The 18442-nt window shown below is 44.8% G+C and carries 12 protein-coding genes; 1 reads left to right on the forward strand and 11 read right to left on the reverse strand.

The window, feature by feature from the left end; genetic code table 11:
- Positions 1–476: 476 nt before the first annotated feature.
- The 11 genes from O3603_RS03230 to O3603_RS03280 all read right to left on the reverse strand — a co-directional run bounded on the left by O3603_RS03230 (position 477) and on the right by O3603_RS03280 (position 17007).
- Entirely contained in the window at positions 477–1853 is a 1377-nt protein-coding gene (locus tag O3603_RS03230) for a leucine-rich repeat domain-containing protein (RefSeq protein WP_371520502.1), read from the reverse strand.
- Between the two features lie 31 nt (positions 1854–1884).
- Positions 1885–2799, reverse strand: a complete 915-nt coding sequence (locus tag O3603_RS03235) for a hypothetical protein (protein WP_371520504.1) — start codon at positions 2797–2799, stop codon at positions 1885–1887.
- 6 nt (positions 2800–2805) lie between these two features.
- A complete protein-coding gene (locus O3603_RS03240) occupies positions 2806–3966 on the reverse strand; it encodes a fibronectin type III domain-containing protein (protein ID WP_371520507.1) in 1161 nt (386 codons plus the stop codon).
- Between the two features lie 11 nt (positions 3967–3977).
- A complete protein-coding gene (locus tag O3603_RS03245; RefSeq protein ID WP_287315172.1) occupies positions 3978–5174 on the reverse strand; it encodes a DUF4856 domain-containing protein in 1197 nt (398 codons plus the stop codon).
- An 11-nt stretch (positions 5175–5185) separates the two neighbouring features.
- On the reverse strand, positions 5186–5812 hold the full coding sequence (locus O3603_RS03250) for a hypothetical protein (protein WP_371520510.1): 627 nt from the start codon (positions 5810–5812) through the stop codon (positions 5186–5188).
- 46 nt (positions 5813–5858) lie between these two features.
- Positions 5859–6890, reverse strand: coding sequence for a DUF4302 domain-containing protein (locus tag O3603_RS03255; protein ID WP_314517863.1), 1032 nt, complete (start codon positions 6888–6890; stop codon positions 5859–5861).
- Positions 6887–7870, reverse strand: coding sequence for a putative zinc-binding metallopeptidase (locus O3603_RS03260; protein ID WP_371520514.1), 984 nt, complete (start codon positions 7868–7870; stop codon positions 6887–6889). Before O3603_RS03260 ends, O3603_RS03255 begins: the two co-directional genes overlap by 4 nt.
- 17 nt (positions 7871–7887) lie before the next feature.
- On the reverse strand, positions 7888–9414 hold the full coding sequence (locus tag O3603_RS03265) for a RagB/SusD family nutrient uptake outer membrane protein (RefSeq protein ID WP_371520535.1): 1527 nt from the start codon (positions 9412–9414) through the stop codon (positions 7888–7890).
- 10 nt (positions 9415–9424) lie between these two features.
- On the reverse strand, positions 9425–12811 hold the full coding sequence (locus O3603_RS03270) for a SusC/RagA family TonB-linked outer membrane protein (protein ID WP_371520517.1): 3387 nt from the start codon (positions 12809–12811) through the stop codon (positions 9425–9427).
- Between the two features lie 42 nt (positions 12812–12853).
- The gene (locus tag O3603_RS03275; protein WP_371520520.1) at positions 12854–15112 is read right to left on the reverse strand and encodes a TonB-dependent receptor family protein; all 2259 of its coding nucleotides are present in this window, start codon (positions 15110–15112) and stop codon (positions 12854–12856) included.
- A gap of 353 nt (positions 15113–15465) precedes the next feature.
- A complete protein-coding gene (locus O3603_RS03280; protein WP_371520523.1) occupies positions 15466–17007 on the reverse strand; it encodes a sulfatase-like hydrolase/transferase in 1542 nt (513 codons plus the stop codon).
- Positions 17008–17411: 404 nt separating this feature from the next.
- On the opposite strand from O3603_RS03280, the gene O3603_RS03285 reads away from it, so the two are divergent.
- Positions 17412–18140, forward strand: coding sequence for an HAD family hydrolase (locus O3603_RS03285; RefSeq protein ID WP_314571826.1), 729 nt, complete (start codon positions 17412–17414; stop codon positions 18138–18140).
- Positions 18141–18442: the final 302 nt, after the last annotated feature.

Consider the following 18442-nt stretch of genomic DNA (forward strand, 5'->3'; position numbering starts at 1 on the left):
CCCTATTTTTAACATCGCAAAGGTATAGAAAATAATTCAAAATGCGTAATCCATGATTTAAAATTATGATTACTTTGAGTTAACGAGTTGACTGGTTGACAAGTTGACGAGTGATTAGTTCAGTTCTTGAAAAGCATCAATAAGTTCTTTGCTGGGGCATTTTTAACATGGAGAAGAGAGCCTCACCCCCGTCCCCTCTCCGAATGGAGAGGGGAGTGAAAACTACTAGTAGGATGGGAGAGGATGGTTAGCAGGAATAGAGGTAATAATTTTCTAGAATTAAAGAAACGCCCTTCTCGATTTGAAGAGGGCGTTTCCTTATGTCGAAAAGAGCCTCTCCTTGCATCGAAGAGACGCCCCCTTCATTTGCAATCAATAGTAATCACGCCCCTCTCCATTCGGAGAGGGGACGGGGGTGAGGCTGTAGATGGACGGGGGTGAGGCTGTAGTTAGGCTATTAGTGAGGCTTCTTTCTCCTACTTCTCCACCCTCTTAATGACTTTACCATTCGATAGCTTGAGGATGTTAATACCCTTTGCTGGTGCAGAGAGATGGTTGCCATTCAGGTCATAACGTGCTGATTCAGAGACGTTGTAGAGCTGATTTGCTGTCTTAATATCCGATGTCGTAATATCGAGTACATCGTATCGACTGCCCTTGACAACGCTTTTCTTCACCAGAATTTCCTTGAATTTCGTTATTATCTCAGCAGGTACATAGATGGAGAGTTGCGTGCGGAAAGCAGTAAAGACTGACTCTCCGAACTCTGGGATACCCGTACCTGCGAAATGAACCACAGCTAACTTCTTTGCACCAAAGAATGCTTTCTCATCGATACCAGAGACAGCTCCCTTGAAGTTGACGCTTACTAAGTCCAAACAACCAGTAAAGGCTTGCTCCTTAATAGATAACCCTGAGGCAAGAGATGTTATATGAGTTAGACCCGAGTAAGCAAATGCGCTCTTTCCAATGTTGGTAAGTCCTTCAGGCAAGACAATGCTCTTTAGGTTCATAGCATAGGCGAAGGCGTTTGCTTCTATATCGGCTATCTCTGCAGGAAACTGCACTGTAGTTGAGGTGCTACCAGTAGGGTAAGCTATGAGAGAAGTCAGCTCTTTATTATAAAGCACACCATCAACAGCAGCATAATCTTCGCTTTCCTCTGATACAGAGAATGCAGTCACAGCAGTCTTATAAAAGGCATTCTCTCCTATATCTGTCAATGTCTGGGGGAACTCAGAAAGCGTGGTAAGGGCTGAACAACCCTCAAATACATGCGCACCAATCTCTTCCAAAGCAGACGGGAAGGTCATAGTTGTGAGCTTTTCACACGATGCGAAAGCATAATCCCCAATGCTTGTTACATTCTCAGGGATGGCACATTCCGTCAAAGCTGTACAACCCGTCAGAGCAAATTTGTCTATTTTCTTTATAGAAATAGGGAGTTGGATCTTAGTAAGTTGATTGAGCCTATAGAACATATAAGGGGGTATGGCATCTTTTTCGGTAGGCTGATAATGTTTGGTTGACAGCCCTTGCTTTATCGCACAATAGTTATCACCTTTTTCTACAATACGTACTTCCGAGAGGTCAAGAGAGGTGAGTTTTCCCTCCGTCTTATCGCTCTCATAGAGTCCTTTACCAGCCATTTGACGGAGGAGCAGGATGTCGGTTCCGTCGATTTCGCCCGTCACCTTCAAGTCAGTTATCTGATACTTCTTAGCCTCTGGGATGTGAGTTGCGAGTTTCCCAGCCTCTGTTTTCACTGTTAATGACTCCTGAGCATGAGCCGTGAAACACGCACATGCCAGTGCAATTACGGTTAATACTTTCTTTGATGTAAAGACTTTCATTTGTTACTGATTGTTTTTTAATTAATAAATATCACCTTTTTTCATAAGGGATAACGAACTTGTAGCCACGACCTCGTAGTACAACATCCTTCTCCCGAACCTCTTCTACATATAATTGTTGTGCTCCCTCTTTTAGTCCACTACTACTAAATTCATCGGGATAAAGCATAGAGAGCGAGACAGGAATACGTGTTCCAACAACTGGGTTGACGATGGCTGGCGTAATCTTAACGACCTTCTTCGATGAATAAGGGCGTGCCCCATTGCAGAGCCAAACGCCAACTCCCGGTCGGCGAACCGCCATCACCGTGTTCATCTGCGCATAAAGGCTGTGCGAAGTGGTGCCATAAACGCCCACACGAGAGGCAGTTCCCTCACAACGCACCGTCACTTTCAATGTCTTCTCTTGCTTGTCTTGCGAAATAACACGTATCTTTGCCTCCCCTTCATAGTGTGCTTGAATCTCCAAGATATTGGTTTTTGCATTCCATTTAACGCTCATCACCTTGTCAGGATCATCCACTTTCAAGTCGACAATATCCCCTCCTCCGTTCAAACTAACGAACTTGCTTTCGTCACGAGGGAAGAGTCTGATCTCCGACTGACTGATACTGATTTCCGGAGCAACCACATGGATGTCAATGCGCTGACGCTTATCTCCAGAGATGATAGTCGCATAGGTCGTACCTTCCCAGATACCATTTACACGCAAAGTGTCCTTACTGATGTTCACACCAGCTACCTTTGAATCGGCAACATAAGCGATATATTTCCCCGTGCCACCCGTTAGGAGGAACATACGTGTGGATAGTTTCGTGAGTGCAACCTCGTTCGGTGTCTCCCCATTAAGCTGTATGTCCTTTGCTTCAGGACTATTGTCTTTATCGCAAGCAACAAGGAGAATGCTGCAAGCAAAGAGTAAGATAAGATATAACTTTTGTCTCATAACGTCTTAATCTACCATCAGTTTATATTCAATCTCCCACTTTCTTTCAGGTGTCTCCACAATCTCTATTTGTAGAAGATGCTGCCCTTTTGAGGGAAAAACAATCTTTCCATCGACTGGTGTAACCGGTGTGCCGTCCACTTGATAGGTGATAACTGCATTCGGATTAGCCAAGTCATGATAATAAAGAGGTAGGCTTCGAGGACAAGTCCCTGCCTCACTCACCTTATATAAATAAGGTATGCGTCCTTCCTCTTCAACGCCCATATTCATGCGTTGCGTTTGTTCGGTGATAGGGTCTGTGGGCTTCGATTGCTCCGAACCTTTGACAGTCTTCACGCTAAACTGATAAGAACTGCCCGGCTCGAGAGCCTCAACAACAAAGGAGGTTGACGTTGTCGTGGCAATTACCTGCCCATCCTTCAACACCTGATAACGCACATCAGCATCAGCAACAGGCTTCCATGAAAGTTCAACCTCACGTTGTTGCGGGCGGACAACGAGGTTAGAAGGAGCCTCCAAGGTAGGTGTCACCGTTCCTTTCTTCGTCATTTTAAAGGAGACATCATCGATGAGAACGAATCCACCAGACTCTGCCGACTCATAGTCATTCTCGATATACAAGCCCACACCAGCACGATTCACTCCTGCCGGCGCTTTGACTGTTATGGTCATCATCTGCCATTGATTCGTAAACTTCCGAACCTTTTCTTTCTCGCGCGTATCCTTTTTTATGGATGTTAAGTCACGATACCAGTCCACCGTAACAGTAATGTTTGGACGTTTCAAAGAGCCTTTGTACCAATAAGTAAGTTGATATTCAGCACCCGGTTCTACCACGATGTGATAAGGATTAAACTCCTTGTCGCGTGAGAAGAAAGAGCCTCCATTGGGATAGAGTTTTATAGCATAGGTGCCGTTATGGGCATCCTTTGTCCTTGAGTAAGCCAATGAGGAATTGAAGTACCAATAGCGTGGTTTGAGGTAAGGATCATAATAGTTAGGGTCTTGTTCCTCGCCTTCTTCCTCATCATCACTTGGTTGCATCGTTTCTGGAGGATAGTCTTCAAATCCTCCATTGAGTATCAGTTCTTGTCCCACTTGTCCCTTTGCTGTATAAGAGAAGGACAATAGGCAGAACAGAAAGAGATAGATTTTATTTGTCATAGAATGCGTATTTATTGATTAAATTGATTGATGTCTGCCAGCGTCAAGCCATAGTGTTTGCCTATTGCCGAAGCAATATTGCGCAGCGAACCTTCGGTACTTTCCGGTGCTAAGAGGCGTTGCTTGTCCCATAGTCCGCCATCGGCTGTGAGCTGATTGATATATTGTTTCACCTCGTCATAACTAAGGTGGGGTTTGCCAGAAGACTGCACCGTGAACTGCAAACCATATATTGCTCCACAGCCACGAGACAAGAAAACGAGGGCATTCTGGGCATCTTCATCAAGATTGACACGTGTAATCTCGCCCACAAGGAAGGTCATGGCTTGTACGGCGGCGACCTTTGATAACTCACTCCTAATCAGTTGTAATTGTTCGTGTACATCGTCATAACGATATTCCGTGAGTGCCAATCGACCTCGTGCAAAGGCGTTGTAAATCTTAATGCGACTCTCCCGTAGCACAGGCAAACTGCTTGTTTGGATCACAGGTAACCAATATTGATAATAGCCATAAGCCAAGTCCCAATGGTGTTCAAGCTCTGTGTAATTACGACCGGGCAGTAGTTTTGTTAGCTCATGGTCGTGTCGTAGACGGCTGTCTGTATATAAACTGTCATTGAGATGTACGTTCAGCACCTTGTCAAGATACACTCCTCCCCATACGATACCATTAAACATCTCCGCCACAACAAGCCCTTTCTCATTGACAAAAGCGATGTTGACATCACCGATATTCGTACCCACATAGCCTGCTTCTCCTCGTGCTGCACGATGATTACGAGCCGTTCCCGGACTCGGTTGTGATAGTCCGCTTAACTTGCCCGTAGTGGTGAAGATGTCGTTAATATCAGCCAGTATGCGGTTGCGGTCAGCCTTGTGTAAGGACGAAGCAGCCACTTCCTCCATTGGTTTTAAGCCAAATTCGCCATTCTGAAAATAGTCTTGTACCTTCGTCATGTTGGCTGGATACATGATAGCGGCTATCTTTAAATAGCTGTTATAGATATAGTCCATGGGGTCACGCAACAAACTACACTCCAAGTAATCAACGCTACTTGCACCATTACGTTTAAACTGATAGACAGGGTCGGGGATAGTTGGTTCACGATAAGCCGACTCTACCGTCTCTCCTTCCCATTGGTTACAAGCGAGACAGCAGAGCGGTAATAAGAATAGTAAGATATAATTGATTGGATTCTTCTTCATCATTTTCTCTATTATGGAAGGATAATATAACCACAGAAAGGAGACTTTATCTTGTCGATTCCCTCTTCGTTTTGATGCTGGTTGACAGTGAGTGGCTTCACGATAGTGAGTCCATCTTCTGATACTGCAGAGATGGTCGCCTTGATGGAAGAACCACGTGGACCGACACCATTCACACAGATATACATAGGATAACCAGAGTGTGCAGTGAAGGTGATCTTATACTCCATTCCATTGGTCAGGAAGGTTGTTGCAGTCTCATCTCGGCGATTGCTTGCTATGACATGCAGCTGTTTATCGGGCGAAATGTACCTTATGGTGTATCTAGAAGAGATGTCACTATCTTCCACGAGTTGTCCCAAAAGGTTCACCTCAGTATAGGAACACGTGAGCGTAACGGTGTAGTCTCTTACGTTATCGGTGATGTCTACACCTGGATACACATAATCAGTAACAGGTGCATCGGGGTTCCCGAGCTGTATAACCTGATCTTCGTAAGAGAGCTTCGGCTTATCTATTCCTTTGAAAGGAAATAGTTTCTCGTAGTCCTCCTCGGCATATTCTTCACTACTCCTTGTGCAACCAGTAGTAAGGAGCAGCACACCTATTAATATATAATGAATCAGTTTTTTCACCATAGTTGATTGTCTTATTGAATGTATTTACCTATCTTCTATTGTTGAATTATTCGGTGGGTGCATCCCAGATTTCGGCTTCCAAGCCTGTAAACTCACCTTCGGGATGGAGGTGCTTACTGACCAGTCGGGTGGTACGCAATAGTGGATCGTACACCGAAACAAGCTCTGCAACAAAGCGATCACCCTGTCGCTGGAAGTCGAAAAACATCGTTTTACTATCATAACGAAGCCCAGCTCGGAAGGTAATACCCTGTTCCGTGCCTGCATAACCAGAGCCTAATCCAGTCATTTCTTTGGCTGGATAGCCCGGAATAGGGTTCTTCTTCTGCGTGAAAAGGAAGAGATAATAACGCTTCGCAACAATCTCCTTCAATAGAGCTTGATTAGTCTCTACATTGCGTTTGATGTATATGTCACTTTGAAAGAACGTGCGCCCACCACGGTGGATACGCAGTTGTGGGTTCGTCATACGCTCAAAGAACGCCCGATTCTCATACGCTTTTTGCACGAAGGAGGTTGTTTCCTCTGGTGCTTTCAACTTCGAAAAGACGATGTACTCACGTGCAGGTTGAAGGTAGGATGCCGTGCGGAAAACTAAGTCTCCATCCTCATTTCGCCCCATGAAAAGGAAGTCTGACGACCCTTCAAAGCGGTCGTTCACTAATTGGTGGATATAATTATAAGTGGAGAAAGTTAGTTGGGTGAAACTGTTCCTACCAATAAGATACTCGCTTGTCATTGGTTGTGTAGCAGTCTGCTCGGTGTAGTCAGCACGCATTACAACCGTGTTATCATCCTTAAACTGCATTGTGTAATAGTCGCCTCCATAGCCATATCGCCCCCTGAAAGCCTGTTGTGAAATCAGTTCTGAAGGGTTGGAAAAGAGCAAGGAGTCGGTCTTTGGGAAATAAAGGACACGCCATCCATAAGGTGCCTCGACGAGTTCTCGTTTCAAATTAGCAATACTCTCACTATTGCGTTGCGCTGGATTCTTATCGAAAACATCGTCATTACTGGTGCAGGCAACCAAGAGGAGCACCATTGCTAATAGATAGTATTTCATTTTATTGTTATTCATCTCTGGTGTTGTTTGATGTAAGCATTAATTCTTCTAATGCTTATTACTTGCATTTGCTTTAGGTTTATATGCCACGACTTGAGTACATATTCGGTTACAAACGACTGTTTCTCAGTAAACTCTTTATAGGCTTGCTTCGCCTCTTCTGCATATCGGGCATTTACCTCAGGATCGATGTCTGTGTCGGGAGTTTGGGCCGTGATTGATGCGTCATAAACCTCCTTAGGCGTACTGGTTAGCGTGGCACTGATGATTTCGGCAAAGTCATCTTCAGGCGAGAGAAAGCCTAACATCGTATAAAAACCACGTTTATTGGCATAGGAATCGAGCCCAAAACGTTCCTTGCCAGTGCGTGCATAGCTTAAAGGAGCAGCCAGAGACTCTGTAGAACCAGTGTATCGTTGTTTACTGATCATCGAGAATTTGTCACGGTCATAGGCAATGTGTAGCATTAAGCACTTGGCTAACTGATGGTGAACACTGCGCATAAGGACAAAGACCTTATCCTTATCTGCAGGGTTGAAATCGTCTACATGATAGATACACATCTCTTTCGCAGTGAGTTGCGGATTGTTAAGTCGCTCCACACCATGCGTATCTGGATTCCCTCCTCCATATAGATATAACTTGATAGGGAGCCTCCCGAGCAATAGTTCTTCCCCACCCGTCTCCTTGAGGCGATAGGTCTCCAAGCCCATTACTCGTACTGCTTCAAGCACTTTACGAACGTTCTCCAGCTTTGGAGGATATATGTAAGAGCCAGTAGAACCAGCATTCTTTTCCCATCGGTAGACCACCTCTATTCCATAAGGGATTGTGATATTCTCAAGGATCCACTTATCCAGTTCGGTGGTTGCTATCTGCTTTCTCCCTTCGTCAATGACGCTTATCTCACTTAGTTTCTCACTACTGCAAGCAGCGAGAATGATGGTTGCGAACAGGAGAAGAATTGCTTTTATCTTTATCATCTTTCTAATCATTTACTTGTTCATCATACTTATCTTGGCAATTGCTGACGCTCACGGGGATTAGGAGTAAGCCCTCGTTGGATAGCTTCTGTTGGTATCTGAAGAACTTTTCGAGGGTCATCTTTCTCCAAGGGGAAGTAATAGGAGCTCTTCGACGAACGCTTTACAGCAATGTGAAAGCGGCGGATGTCGAACCAACGTAAGCCCTCTTGGAAGAACTCCTTTTGGCGGAAGTCGAGTATTAGTTGTACCATTGCAAGCTGCTTCAAGGTCATCCCATAGAAGGGAGAATATAGGTTATATCGATTGCTGTTAGTCGATGTGTACACTGCACGTTCGACGGATGGCATGAAGCCAAACTTGCCTTGCATGTATTGCAGGTAATCATCGATTGCATGGTCATAGTTCCTTAGCATAGCATAAGCCTCCATCCTGTTGAGGAGCACTTCATCGACTGTGAAGAGTGCATTAGTCACATAGATGCCACGCGGCTTAGTGCCTGTTTGCTCTGAATTAGCCAACTCATCAAACTTAGCCATGTATCGTCCTGTGGTCGTAGGAGCTGGTGAGGAAGTGAAGAGATAAGTACCAATGAAATTCATCTTAGCGTAATCTCCGCCTCCTTCTATGCCCCTTTGCGCAAAGATCTTATCAATGGTGTTGAATGTAGAACCATATTTTTCATTCACCACTGAACGTGCCCATCGTGACTCGGTAGTGGTTAGTAAGAGATTAGCTGGTTCATCCGCGGCCATATACCTATGGTATAGGTTTTGTGGAGAAAACTCCATTTCATCAGCGTAATGACGCCATGATCGAAGCTGACCCTTCGGTTCACTCCCTAAGACATAATCGGCATATTCGATCACAGATTGCCATTCCCCTTTCATGAGATAGAACCGAGTTGCGAAAGCGTAAGCGGCTTTCTTATTGAAATGGAACTTAGGATGTGTATAATAGTTATCCGATACTAAGGATATACCTAAGCGTAAGTCTTTCTCTATCTTATCGTACACCTCATTTACAGTTCCACGTTCGTAATTGACCAAGGCGTGCTTCTCTGGCTTGGTGATATAGGGTATTCCTGGATTATCCGAAGCACCTCCATAAGGCTCCGCCCATATATTCACCAACATAAAATGTAGATAGGCTCTCAACAAGAAAGCCTCTCCGTACAACGCTTTCACACGCTCCGTTTTAGGGTAACGACTTAATAGTTCCAATGCTTTGTTAGCCTGCGCAATACCTTTGTAGCACGCATTCCAATAGTTGAGAGGCGTGTCCAAATCCTCTTGATCATAGTCTTCCCAGAAGAACATAGCCTCATTCAATCGTGTATGGACCCCATTCGTCCGTTCCTCCACATTATCTGTTCGAGGTTCAAGAAAGGGTATATAGCTTGCTTCCGGATAGGCTCCCGTAAGTAGTTCAGCTACTTTCTTCTCAGAATCAATATTGACGTCTAAGTCCGAATCGGGGCTCTTATCGAGGAAGTCGTTACAGCCGACAAGCAGACAGCTAACGGCTAAAAGCAGTAATGATATGTATTTCTTCATCTTCATTCAGTTAGAAACCTATATTCAATGTTAGGGTATATTGCTTTGGAGTTGGTAGTGATACACCACCCGACTTATAGTACTCTGGATCCTGTCCCTTTAGTTTCTTGTCTGAATAAAGGAGGAAGGGATTGGTCACATTAAGGCGTAGATCCATTGTTTGCAGCCTCATCTTCTTTAGGAAATCATTAGGTACATGATAGGCTAAAGAGATGTTCTTCATGCGTACAAAACTACCATCTGCAATCATCATCTGCGAGTAGTTATAAGTATTATACGCCCTTTCGATGTTCTCCTTACCCACTTTTTCAATCAACTCTTGCGATGGAAGTACCGGAACATCCGTCCTTCTCTCATCTCCGGGATTGAGCCATCGATTGTAGTAAGACTTCGAGAAGACATTTAAATCACCAAACTCGGGGTCGAAAGTGGGGTTCAGCCGGATCTTATTACCAGCTTGCATGGTCAGAAAGAACGATAGTTCCCAGTCTTTATACCTAATAGTATTGGACAAGCCACCTATCACCTGCGGTTCAATAGGTCCATAATATAAGAGGTAAGACTTGGCATATTGCGTATCAAGGAAGTCTGCCCCAGCATTCTTCGCATACTCTCCTTGATTAGAAGGATAAAGCCCGAAGTCGAAAGTTGGTAGTCCGTTCTGATCCAATCCTTGGAAGTTAAAGGCAAAGAGAGAGCCTCTTGGGTAACCTACTATGTTCCCCCTGCCTCGCCCAGCGACCATATCAAAGGCATTAGGAGTATTCAGTAAGCATGTTATCTTTTGGTTCATAGCACTCAAGGTGAGGCTTGTTGACCATTGAAAGTCCTTACTGATAATGTTCTTTGTATGCACTCCGAGTTCTACACCTTGCGTACGCATATCACCAAAGTTAGCGTACTTGTAATATTCACCTCCTACTCCCGATGTTCGGACGAGATCGATGAGATCGAATGTATTTCGTTGATATACATCCAGTGTTGTACTTATTCGGTTGTTGAATAAACCTAGTTCCATACCAATGTTCAACTCGTACATCTTCTCCCATGTGAGGTCTCTGTTCTCTAAGTGAAAGATGTTTAGTTTGTTCTCTCTATCGCCGAACTGGAATCGATTCACTATCCCACTTCGATAGACAGCATTAGCATTGATAGCCTCTTCATTCATCTTCGCGGTCAAGCCGTAACTAGCTCTTAGAGCCAAACGAGAGATAGTTTGATTGTTTTTCAACCATTCCTCTTGGTCTAAGTTCCACTTTCCTCCAATGTTCCAAGTGGGTAACCACAAGGCACGAGCACCCTTTCCCGATGTGTTCGAACCCTCGGTATTAACCACAACATTGAATATGTACTTGCCAGCATACCCATAAGTACCATTGAAAGAGAAGGTTATTCCGCGGTCATTCCGCTTGTGGTAACTGAAGTAACTACTCCCTTCATCAATGAGCTTATTGAATATCAAGGGGTTAGTATATACCTGATTGCCTCGGTCATATTGGATACCATAACCCTCGAAAGGATTGGTTGTGCGAATAGCCGAACGCAACTCTGTGAAGGCAAAAGCCTTTAGGTCATGTTGTCCCAACCGCTTATCAAAGTCGATGGCTATGCGTCCCAAGAAACTCTTTAAGGATGCTTCTGTCTTGTTGAGAATGCCTCCGTGAGTCAGACCTACCCTCGGTTGCAACTGCGGATTGTCCTTATCATGCACCAAATAAATATTCTCCTTGGCAACAAAAGGATTCTCATTCGCACGAAAGGCCTGTATGATATTCGATCCTTCAAGCACCTCATGCGTCGTATTGGTATAAGCATGTCTGAGTGCAACTAAGCCTTTCAAAGCCAGCTCAGGGTTGATTCTGTAGGTTGCTTCGGATTGTATCTTGAAGTCCAAGACATCGATATCCATCTTGTTATTAGCATACTCATTTAAGATGTTGAAAGGTGCCCAGTTGTTGCGATAATACGACAGATTACCCTCATCATCATAAGGACTTAAAGTCCTACTCGTACCTAAAGCGTAAGAAAAAGGATTGATATCGAAGTCGCGTTCGAACACTCCTAAGGCGTTATTCTTGCGTTGCGGCATCGTTCCTGGTGCTTTTTGCGAACGGATATTGCCCTGTGCTGTGAGTGTGGCAGTCAGTTTGTCGTTAATGTAAAAGGTGTTTTTTACATTTGCCGTAAAGCGACTTACCTTATCAGCTATCGTCCATCCAGCATCATGATAGAAACCTAATGAAGCGTAAGTAGCTGTGTTCTTGCCACCACCCGACAATGTTATCATGTGGTTAGTGGTAGGATTCATCGTGAAAAGGAGCTTAAACCAGTCAGTATTGGCATACTCCCTCTTGCGCAGGAAGTCCATCTTTGCATCAGGCGTATTGGGCAGATAGTAAGTACCCGTTGCTGGATTGACGGTGCTAACAGCCTTATATAGCTGGTAATAAATGCCACTTCGCCGTCCATATAACGATTTGGTCACACCGAAATAGCCCTTATCATTCATCTCTTGATAGAGTGACATGGTCTCTTGTGAGTTTAGTAAGTCGAAGTCGGAGTACCTCGGTCTGAGGCGAATGGAGTTCTCTGTGGAGTAAGTTACACGTAGGGGAGACTCTCTTCTACCCGCTTTTGTGGTAATGACAATTACTCCGTTCAAGGCGCGAGCACCATAGACTGATGTAGCAGAAGCATCTTTCAACACTTGAATATCCTGTATGTCGGCAGGATTCAAACCTGATATTGCTGAGGAGATGAGCGTCACAGCATCACCAGATGCAAGTTGGTCGAGGCTGAGATGCACCAAGTCTTCATACACCGCACCGTCTATGACATACAGAGGTTGCACGTTTCCGATGATTGAAGCACCACCACGAATATTAATACGAGGGGCTGATCCGAAGGTTCCCGATATGCTCTGAATAGATAAACCAGGCACTCGTCCTTCCAACATACGCGATACGTCGGCAACACCTTCCAGCTTAATATCATCCATCTTAACCGATGTTGCCGCTCCTGTATATACTCTATTACGGATGTTCTGATAGCCTGTTACGACGACTTCATCAATCTGTCGCGCATCAGCCTTTAGTGTGATGGTAAGGTTCTGACCGCTCACTTTTACCTTCCGAGGTGTCATTCCGATGTAACTCACCTGTAAGGTCTGTCCTTGCGAAGCCTTTATGGTGAAGTGACCATCCATGTCGCTCACTGCTTTCTGTTTAGTTTCTACAACCTGCACAAAGGCTCCGATGAGTGTTTCGCCCTGTTCGTTCTTGACCGTTCCACTGATGGTTCCTGTTGTCTGTGCCGTCAGCGTGAGCGTCATAAACAGCAGGATGAGGGTCAGTAGAGCTTTTCGTTTGTTGATAAATCTATTTATCTCTTTTATCATGATTGTTCTTTTCGCTTGTATCTATTGATGGTTTATATACTATCAGAGCACAAATTGCAATCCTCCATACACTCCCAAAGGGTGACCGGCACGCAATCCTGAAGGGTGACGGGACACGAGGTAGCGTTTATTCGTTAGGTTGATAGCATTCAAAGTGAGGGTGAGTCGCTTATTGATACGCCCTTTCAATGAGGCATCCAATATAAGGTGATGTGGAATCTTCTCCCTTTCTGCAATGCGACCTTGCCCTGCCGTCGTGCGCATATCACCATTATATCGTGCTCCAAAGTTGGCTTCCAACCATTTATACTCAAGTCCGATCTGTAGGTTCAAAGCGTGCTTATATATATAAGGTATCTCATCTCCATAGACAACATGCCCCCATGCCGAACTGACGAAATCGTTTTTCATCTTCGTATTGGTATAGGTGTAAGATAGTTGTAAGGGCAGACGGAGAGCGAGATGTTGCGGGATGGGCTGATACTGGAACATGAACTCTAATCCATTAACCAGTGCCTTACCCACATTGAATTGCTCCAGTGTACCTTGCCCACCCTGTGCTGCGAGGTCACTCCCAAGCATATTGGAGTAGTTGTTATTGAATACAATAGCCTCAACTTTCATCTTTGTGGTGGTGTATCGCAAGCCTGCTTCAACGTTAACACTGCTTTCTGCCTTCTGATCTAAGGTAGCACTAGGAGGAGCGAAACCCTTATGAAGACCGCCGAAAGCCGATAGTGTAGGTAGGAGTTTGACGTTTACTCCAATACCAGGCAATAGTGCTCTTGCATGGTTAGAAGTCTCTATACGCACCATTCCTGTTCGACGAGGATCGGCCTTAGTATAGTCTCTCTTCAACAGATCAACGTCTTCGTAACGCATGCCGGCAGTAAGGGTGACGATTCCTTTCGACCATTTCGCCAACCAATAACCAGCCCAAGCATGTGCCGTAGTAATGCGGTTGGCGTTGCTTCCGGGGAGCCCCTTCAAAAAGAGCTGCATGCGTCCTCCTTGCATGGAATAGCCGTCGTCTTGCTGAAAACGGTCTTCGCTATCAGCATGATAACGCAGTCCAAGCTCAGCTGTGAGGTATCCGTCCCATAGCATTGTGCGGTATTCTCCCTTCGACTGAATGCCTCGTGAGTGATAAACACGATGGTTGGCACGCAGCATTAAAGCCTCCCCTACGTAATCGGTCTGCCCTGTCACAATATCAAAGTAGGCTTTATTTGTCTCGGGGTCAGCCAATACTGCATCTATCGAACGGCGTTCAGCTTTAGTGTTCCCCACCCTTACTTCGTTGAGTTTATACCAGTTACGAAAGAAGTAATTATAGTATAGATTGGTGGTTATTTTGAGTTTCCTTGGCGACTCGATGACGTAAGTTGCCACCCATTGGGTATGTCTCGTCTTGAGGTTATCCTTCTGTGCTCCTGCATAGCGATAGTACGGGCGGAGGGCAAAATCCTGTTCGGACAATCCGAGATAGGTCTCATCTGAAGTCTCATTGGCAAACCCGAACTTCAGTTCAAACAGATGATTGAGCCCTTCCTCATTATTGGTCTGGGCAGCAAACTTGGCTATGATGTCATTGCGTTTGAATCCTGTTCGCTCGTTCGGAACATCCTTTCTGAATCCATCCGATTGGTAACGTAGATACTCAATGATGAATCCTGTGTACTTGAAGCGATTACCTACACTGAAGTAAGACTTCAATGTGTTATAGCTACCATAGGATGCGTTCGCCTTCAAACTGAACTTGGAAGGGATGGGGGTAGACACCATATTAATAGCACCACCCGTCGTGAAAGGACCGTACTGCACCTGACTACTACCCTTCAACACCTCTATGGCGTACATACGACCCGCATTCGGAAAGTAATAAGCGGCTGGAGCTGCATAAGGAGCAGGGGCTGCCAGCACACCATCCTCCATCAAGGTGATGCGCTCACTGCGCTCGGCTTTGGTGCCTCGAAGACTGATGTTCGGTCGAAGACCATATCCATCTTCCTCGTAAACATTCACTCCTGGCACACTCTTAAGCATACGATTAATATCGGTGTAACCGAACTTCACAATCTCAGTGGGAGATATATAATAAGCCGAACCAGTGCGGTTACGGGCTTCAAACTTGCTCCCCAGCATTTGATTGGAGCGTACAATCACTTCGGTCATACGATGAACCGAGTCAGTTAAAGCACTCTTTTGCTCTGTTTGTAGACTGTCTTGTTTCTGTGCACACACGCTCAGTGGAGTCAGAACTAACAGCAGAGACAACATGTATTTTGTATTATAAAGCATAATTTAGATAATCAAACTTATAGCAACCTTGCATTGGGTTGAGAATCCGAAGATTCTTCTTTTATAGCAGCTAATCGTTTAGCATGCCACTGCATGTAGACAAGTTGTTTACTAATTGTTTGTAAATTTTGTGCAAAGGTAGCATGTTGACACGCTTACCACAATACCTATTTGTAAGTATTTTAGATGTTTTTCAAGTTGAATAGATTACTAATTAATAAGTAAACGAGTGTTTATTTCAGGTTGATAAGTAAACGAGTCCCCTTGTTAACTCGTTTACTTAATAAATAATTTGCCTACTCTTCAACTCAACCTAACCATAAGTTTGATTTGTAAATTATGATTTTTGAATGTCAACGAGCCCTTTCCTTCCTCAATATCGTCTGCATTTTAAACACTTCTTCGGGCTGTTCGGCAGCGCAGTTGTGCGTTTCGTATTTCTCTGCCTGCATATCATAAAGCTGGGGAAAAGGTGCATTGCCTGTTTCAATCTTTGGCCCCCATTGGATCATCGGAGCACCATCGTTCGGTTCGATATACCGCCATCTGTGGGTGAGAACAGACAGAACATGATTACTGGAAAGCCCAATGACATAATCGCGCCCCTGCTTATTGCGACCGAGCAAGGTTGAGAGATAATCCTTACTATCCGGTGCACTCCCCTTTGGAAGGGTGGCATGAATGAGCGAACCAAGCGATGAAAGGAAATCAATCTGGCTCACCAAGGCACTTGAGACCTCACCTCCTTTCACCTGTTTAGCCCATGACACAATCAGAGGAATAGCCGTCCCGCCCTCGAAAGCACTGTATTTATTCCCACGGAAAGGACCTGCCGGGCTATGACCATGCAGCAGTTCCTCGGCTCCATCAGCATATCCATCATCCACAACGGGACCGTTATCGCTCGTAAGAATCACTAAGGTGTTATCGTCGAGGTGCAGTTCTTTGAGCTTGCGGAGCAACTCTCCGACCGTCCAATCAAACTGTTCGATGGCATCGCCACGCACTCCCATGATGTTATGACCCCTGAATCGGGGATGAGGAAAGCGTGGAACGTGTACGTCGTTAGTAGCGAAATACATAAAGAACGGCTCTTTCTGATGTTGTTCTATGAATCGCGTGGCATGCACAAGGATAGAGTCTGCAATGTTCTCATCCTTCCATAACGCCTTACCCCCGCCTTTCATGTAACCGATTCGACCAATTCCATTGACAATAGACATATCATGTCCATGGCTAGCACGCTGATTGTACAATAGTTCGGGATTGTCTCGTCCAGTTGGTTCTCCGTCGAAGTTCTTTCGATAAGAGACCTCTATCGGATGCTCGGGGTCATAGTTTGCCACCTTCCCATTCTCTATGAACACACAAGGAACACGATCCGCAGTGGCTGCCATGATGTAGTGATAATCGAAACCAATGTCGCCTAACGCCTGTGGTAAGGGTGCATTCCAATCCTGCTCACCCGTTTTATCACCCAATCCTAAGTGCCATTTACCAATAGCGCAGGTAGCATATCCCTGACTCTTAAACATATCTGCCATTGTAAACTGGCTCGGTTTGATAATCATCCCAGCATTACCAGGAGCCACATCCGTACCCTCTCGTCGCCAAGCATACTCCCCTGTAAGGAGCGAGTAACGTGAGGGAGTACTCGTGGCAGCCACTGCATGACCATTAGTAAAGCGTATGCCCGACTGTGCCAAGCGGTTGATATTCGGCGTGTGAACGTTCTTTGCCCCATAACACTCTAGGTCTCCATAGCCTAAGTCATCGGCTAAGATGATGATAACATTGGGGTTCCCCGCCTGTTTCCCAGTCTTTTGTGCCATCGCAGAAGTGCTTGCTCCTACAGCAGAAGAGAGCAACACCAATGTAAGAAGTTTCTTTTCCATTTGGTTTTTAATTATCTTCTATATGTCATCATGAAGTATCGTGCAAGCAAGATAATCCATGTTCTTCGTTGGATAAAGTTGTACAAAGAAAAGGAAAAAAGTTGAGTTATTCAAATAAAAAGGTGCTTTTTTCTATAATAAAAATAATCTTTTCGAGAGGAGCTGATTATATAAAAAATGTGAAATAACGGCACTTTGTTGGAAAAATACGTGCTTTTATACTTGAATATAGCGATAACCTTGTATCTTTGTATCGAAAGATTGAATAAGAGAGGAGGCTTCTATGAAGGAAAAAAGACAATCAGTCTGAATTCAAACCTTTTATCCATTGTCTCATAGGAAAGTATTTCCTAAATAAGAGACTATTCATGATATACAATTATCAAATTAGTTGGTTTGAGTTTATGAGACAGATTACACTTCTAGCATTCGACGCTGATGACACCTTATGGGGGAGTCAGACGTACTTCGATTCAGTAGAGCAAGTGTACTGTGAGATCCTTGCTTCGTATGCAGAAGCAGATGAGATATCAAGGTCTCTTCGGTCTACTGAGAGAGAGAATAATGTTCTTTATGGTTGTGGAAGTAAGTCTTTCATACTTTCACTAGTAGAGAATGCAGTTTATATAAGCCAAGGAAAGGTTACAGGAGAGGAAATAGAACAGATAATTGGGATAGGGAAAGAGCTGTTGCGATTGCCTGGTAAGCCCTTTGATAGAGTGCGATCGAGCCTAGAACAGCTACGTTCAACGGGTTTATATCGCATGGTTGTGTTCACACGAGGCGAACTTCTCGATCAGGAGAAGAAGATGGAACGATCGGGATTAAGGTCTTTCTTCGATGATGTCATCGTTGTTTCGGACAAGACAGAGGACGCTTATCGCAGATTATGCAAGCGTTTCAACGTCAGAACAGAGCAATTATTGATGGTGGGCAATTCGTTTTCTACGGATATCGAACCCGTTTTAGACGTTGGAGGATGGGCTGCCTACATCTCTAATTATAGCTCTTGGAAGGACGAGGCGATGGTTGATAATGTTCATCCTAGGCTCATCCGATTGTCAAGGATTACTGATCTTGGACCATGGCTAAGCTCTCCCTCGATGTTTATAGATAAATCGAGACTCTCGTGAATTAGATAATGTATATAATGAGGAAAGGCTCATAAGTTGGATGAATTGTCCTTCTTATGGGCCTTTCTAATTGTGGTAGAGGAAGCCTCCCCAAGCCCCTCCGAAAGGAGGGGAGGTGCATAAAAGGCTGTAAGAGAGTGTAAATAGGAAAACTCACAAAGCCTAAATGAAAGGAGGGGATGTGCATAAGAGGCTGTAGATGAGAATTGCAAGGATTGAAGCAGACGCCTACGTTAATAGGAAGAGAAGCCTCACCCCCGTCCCCTCTCCGAATGGAGAGGGGACGGGGGTGAGGCTGATTG

The organism is Prevotella sp. 20925_1_30 (genome assembly GCF_041433025.1).
Lineage (GTDB): Bacteria > Bacteroidota > Bacteroidia > Bacteroidales > Bacteroidaceae > Prevotella > Prevotella vespertina.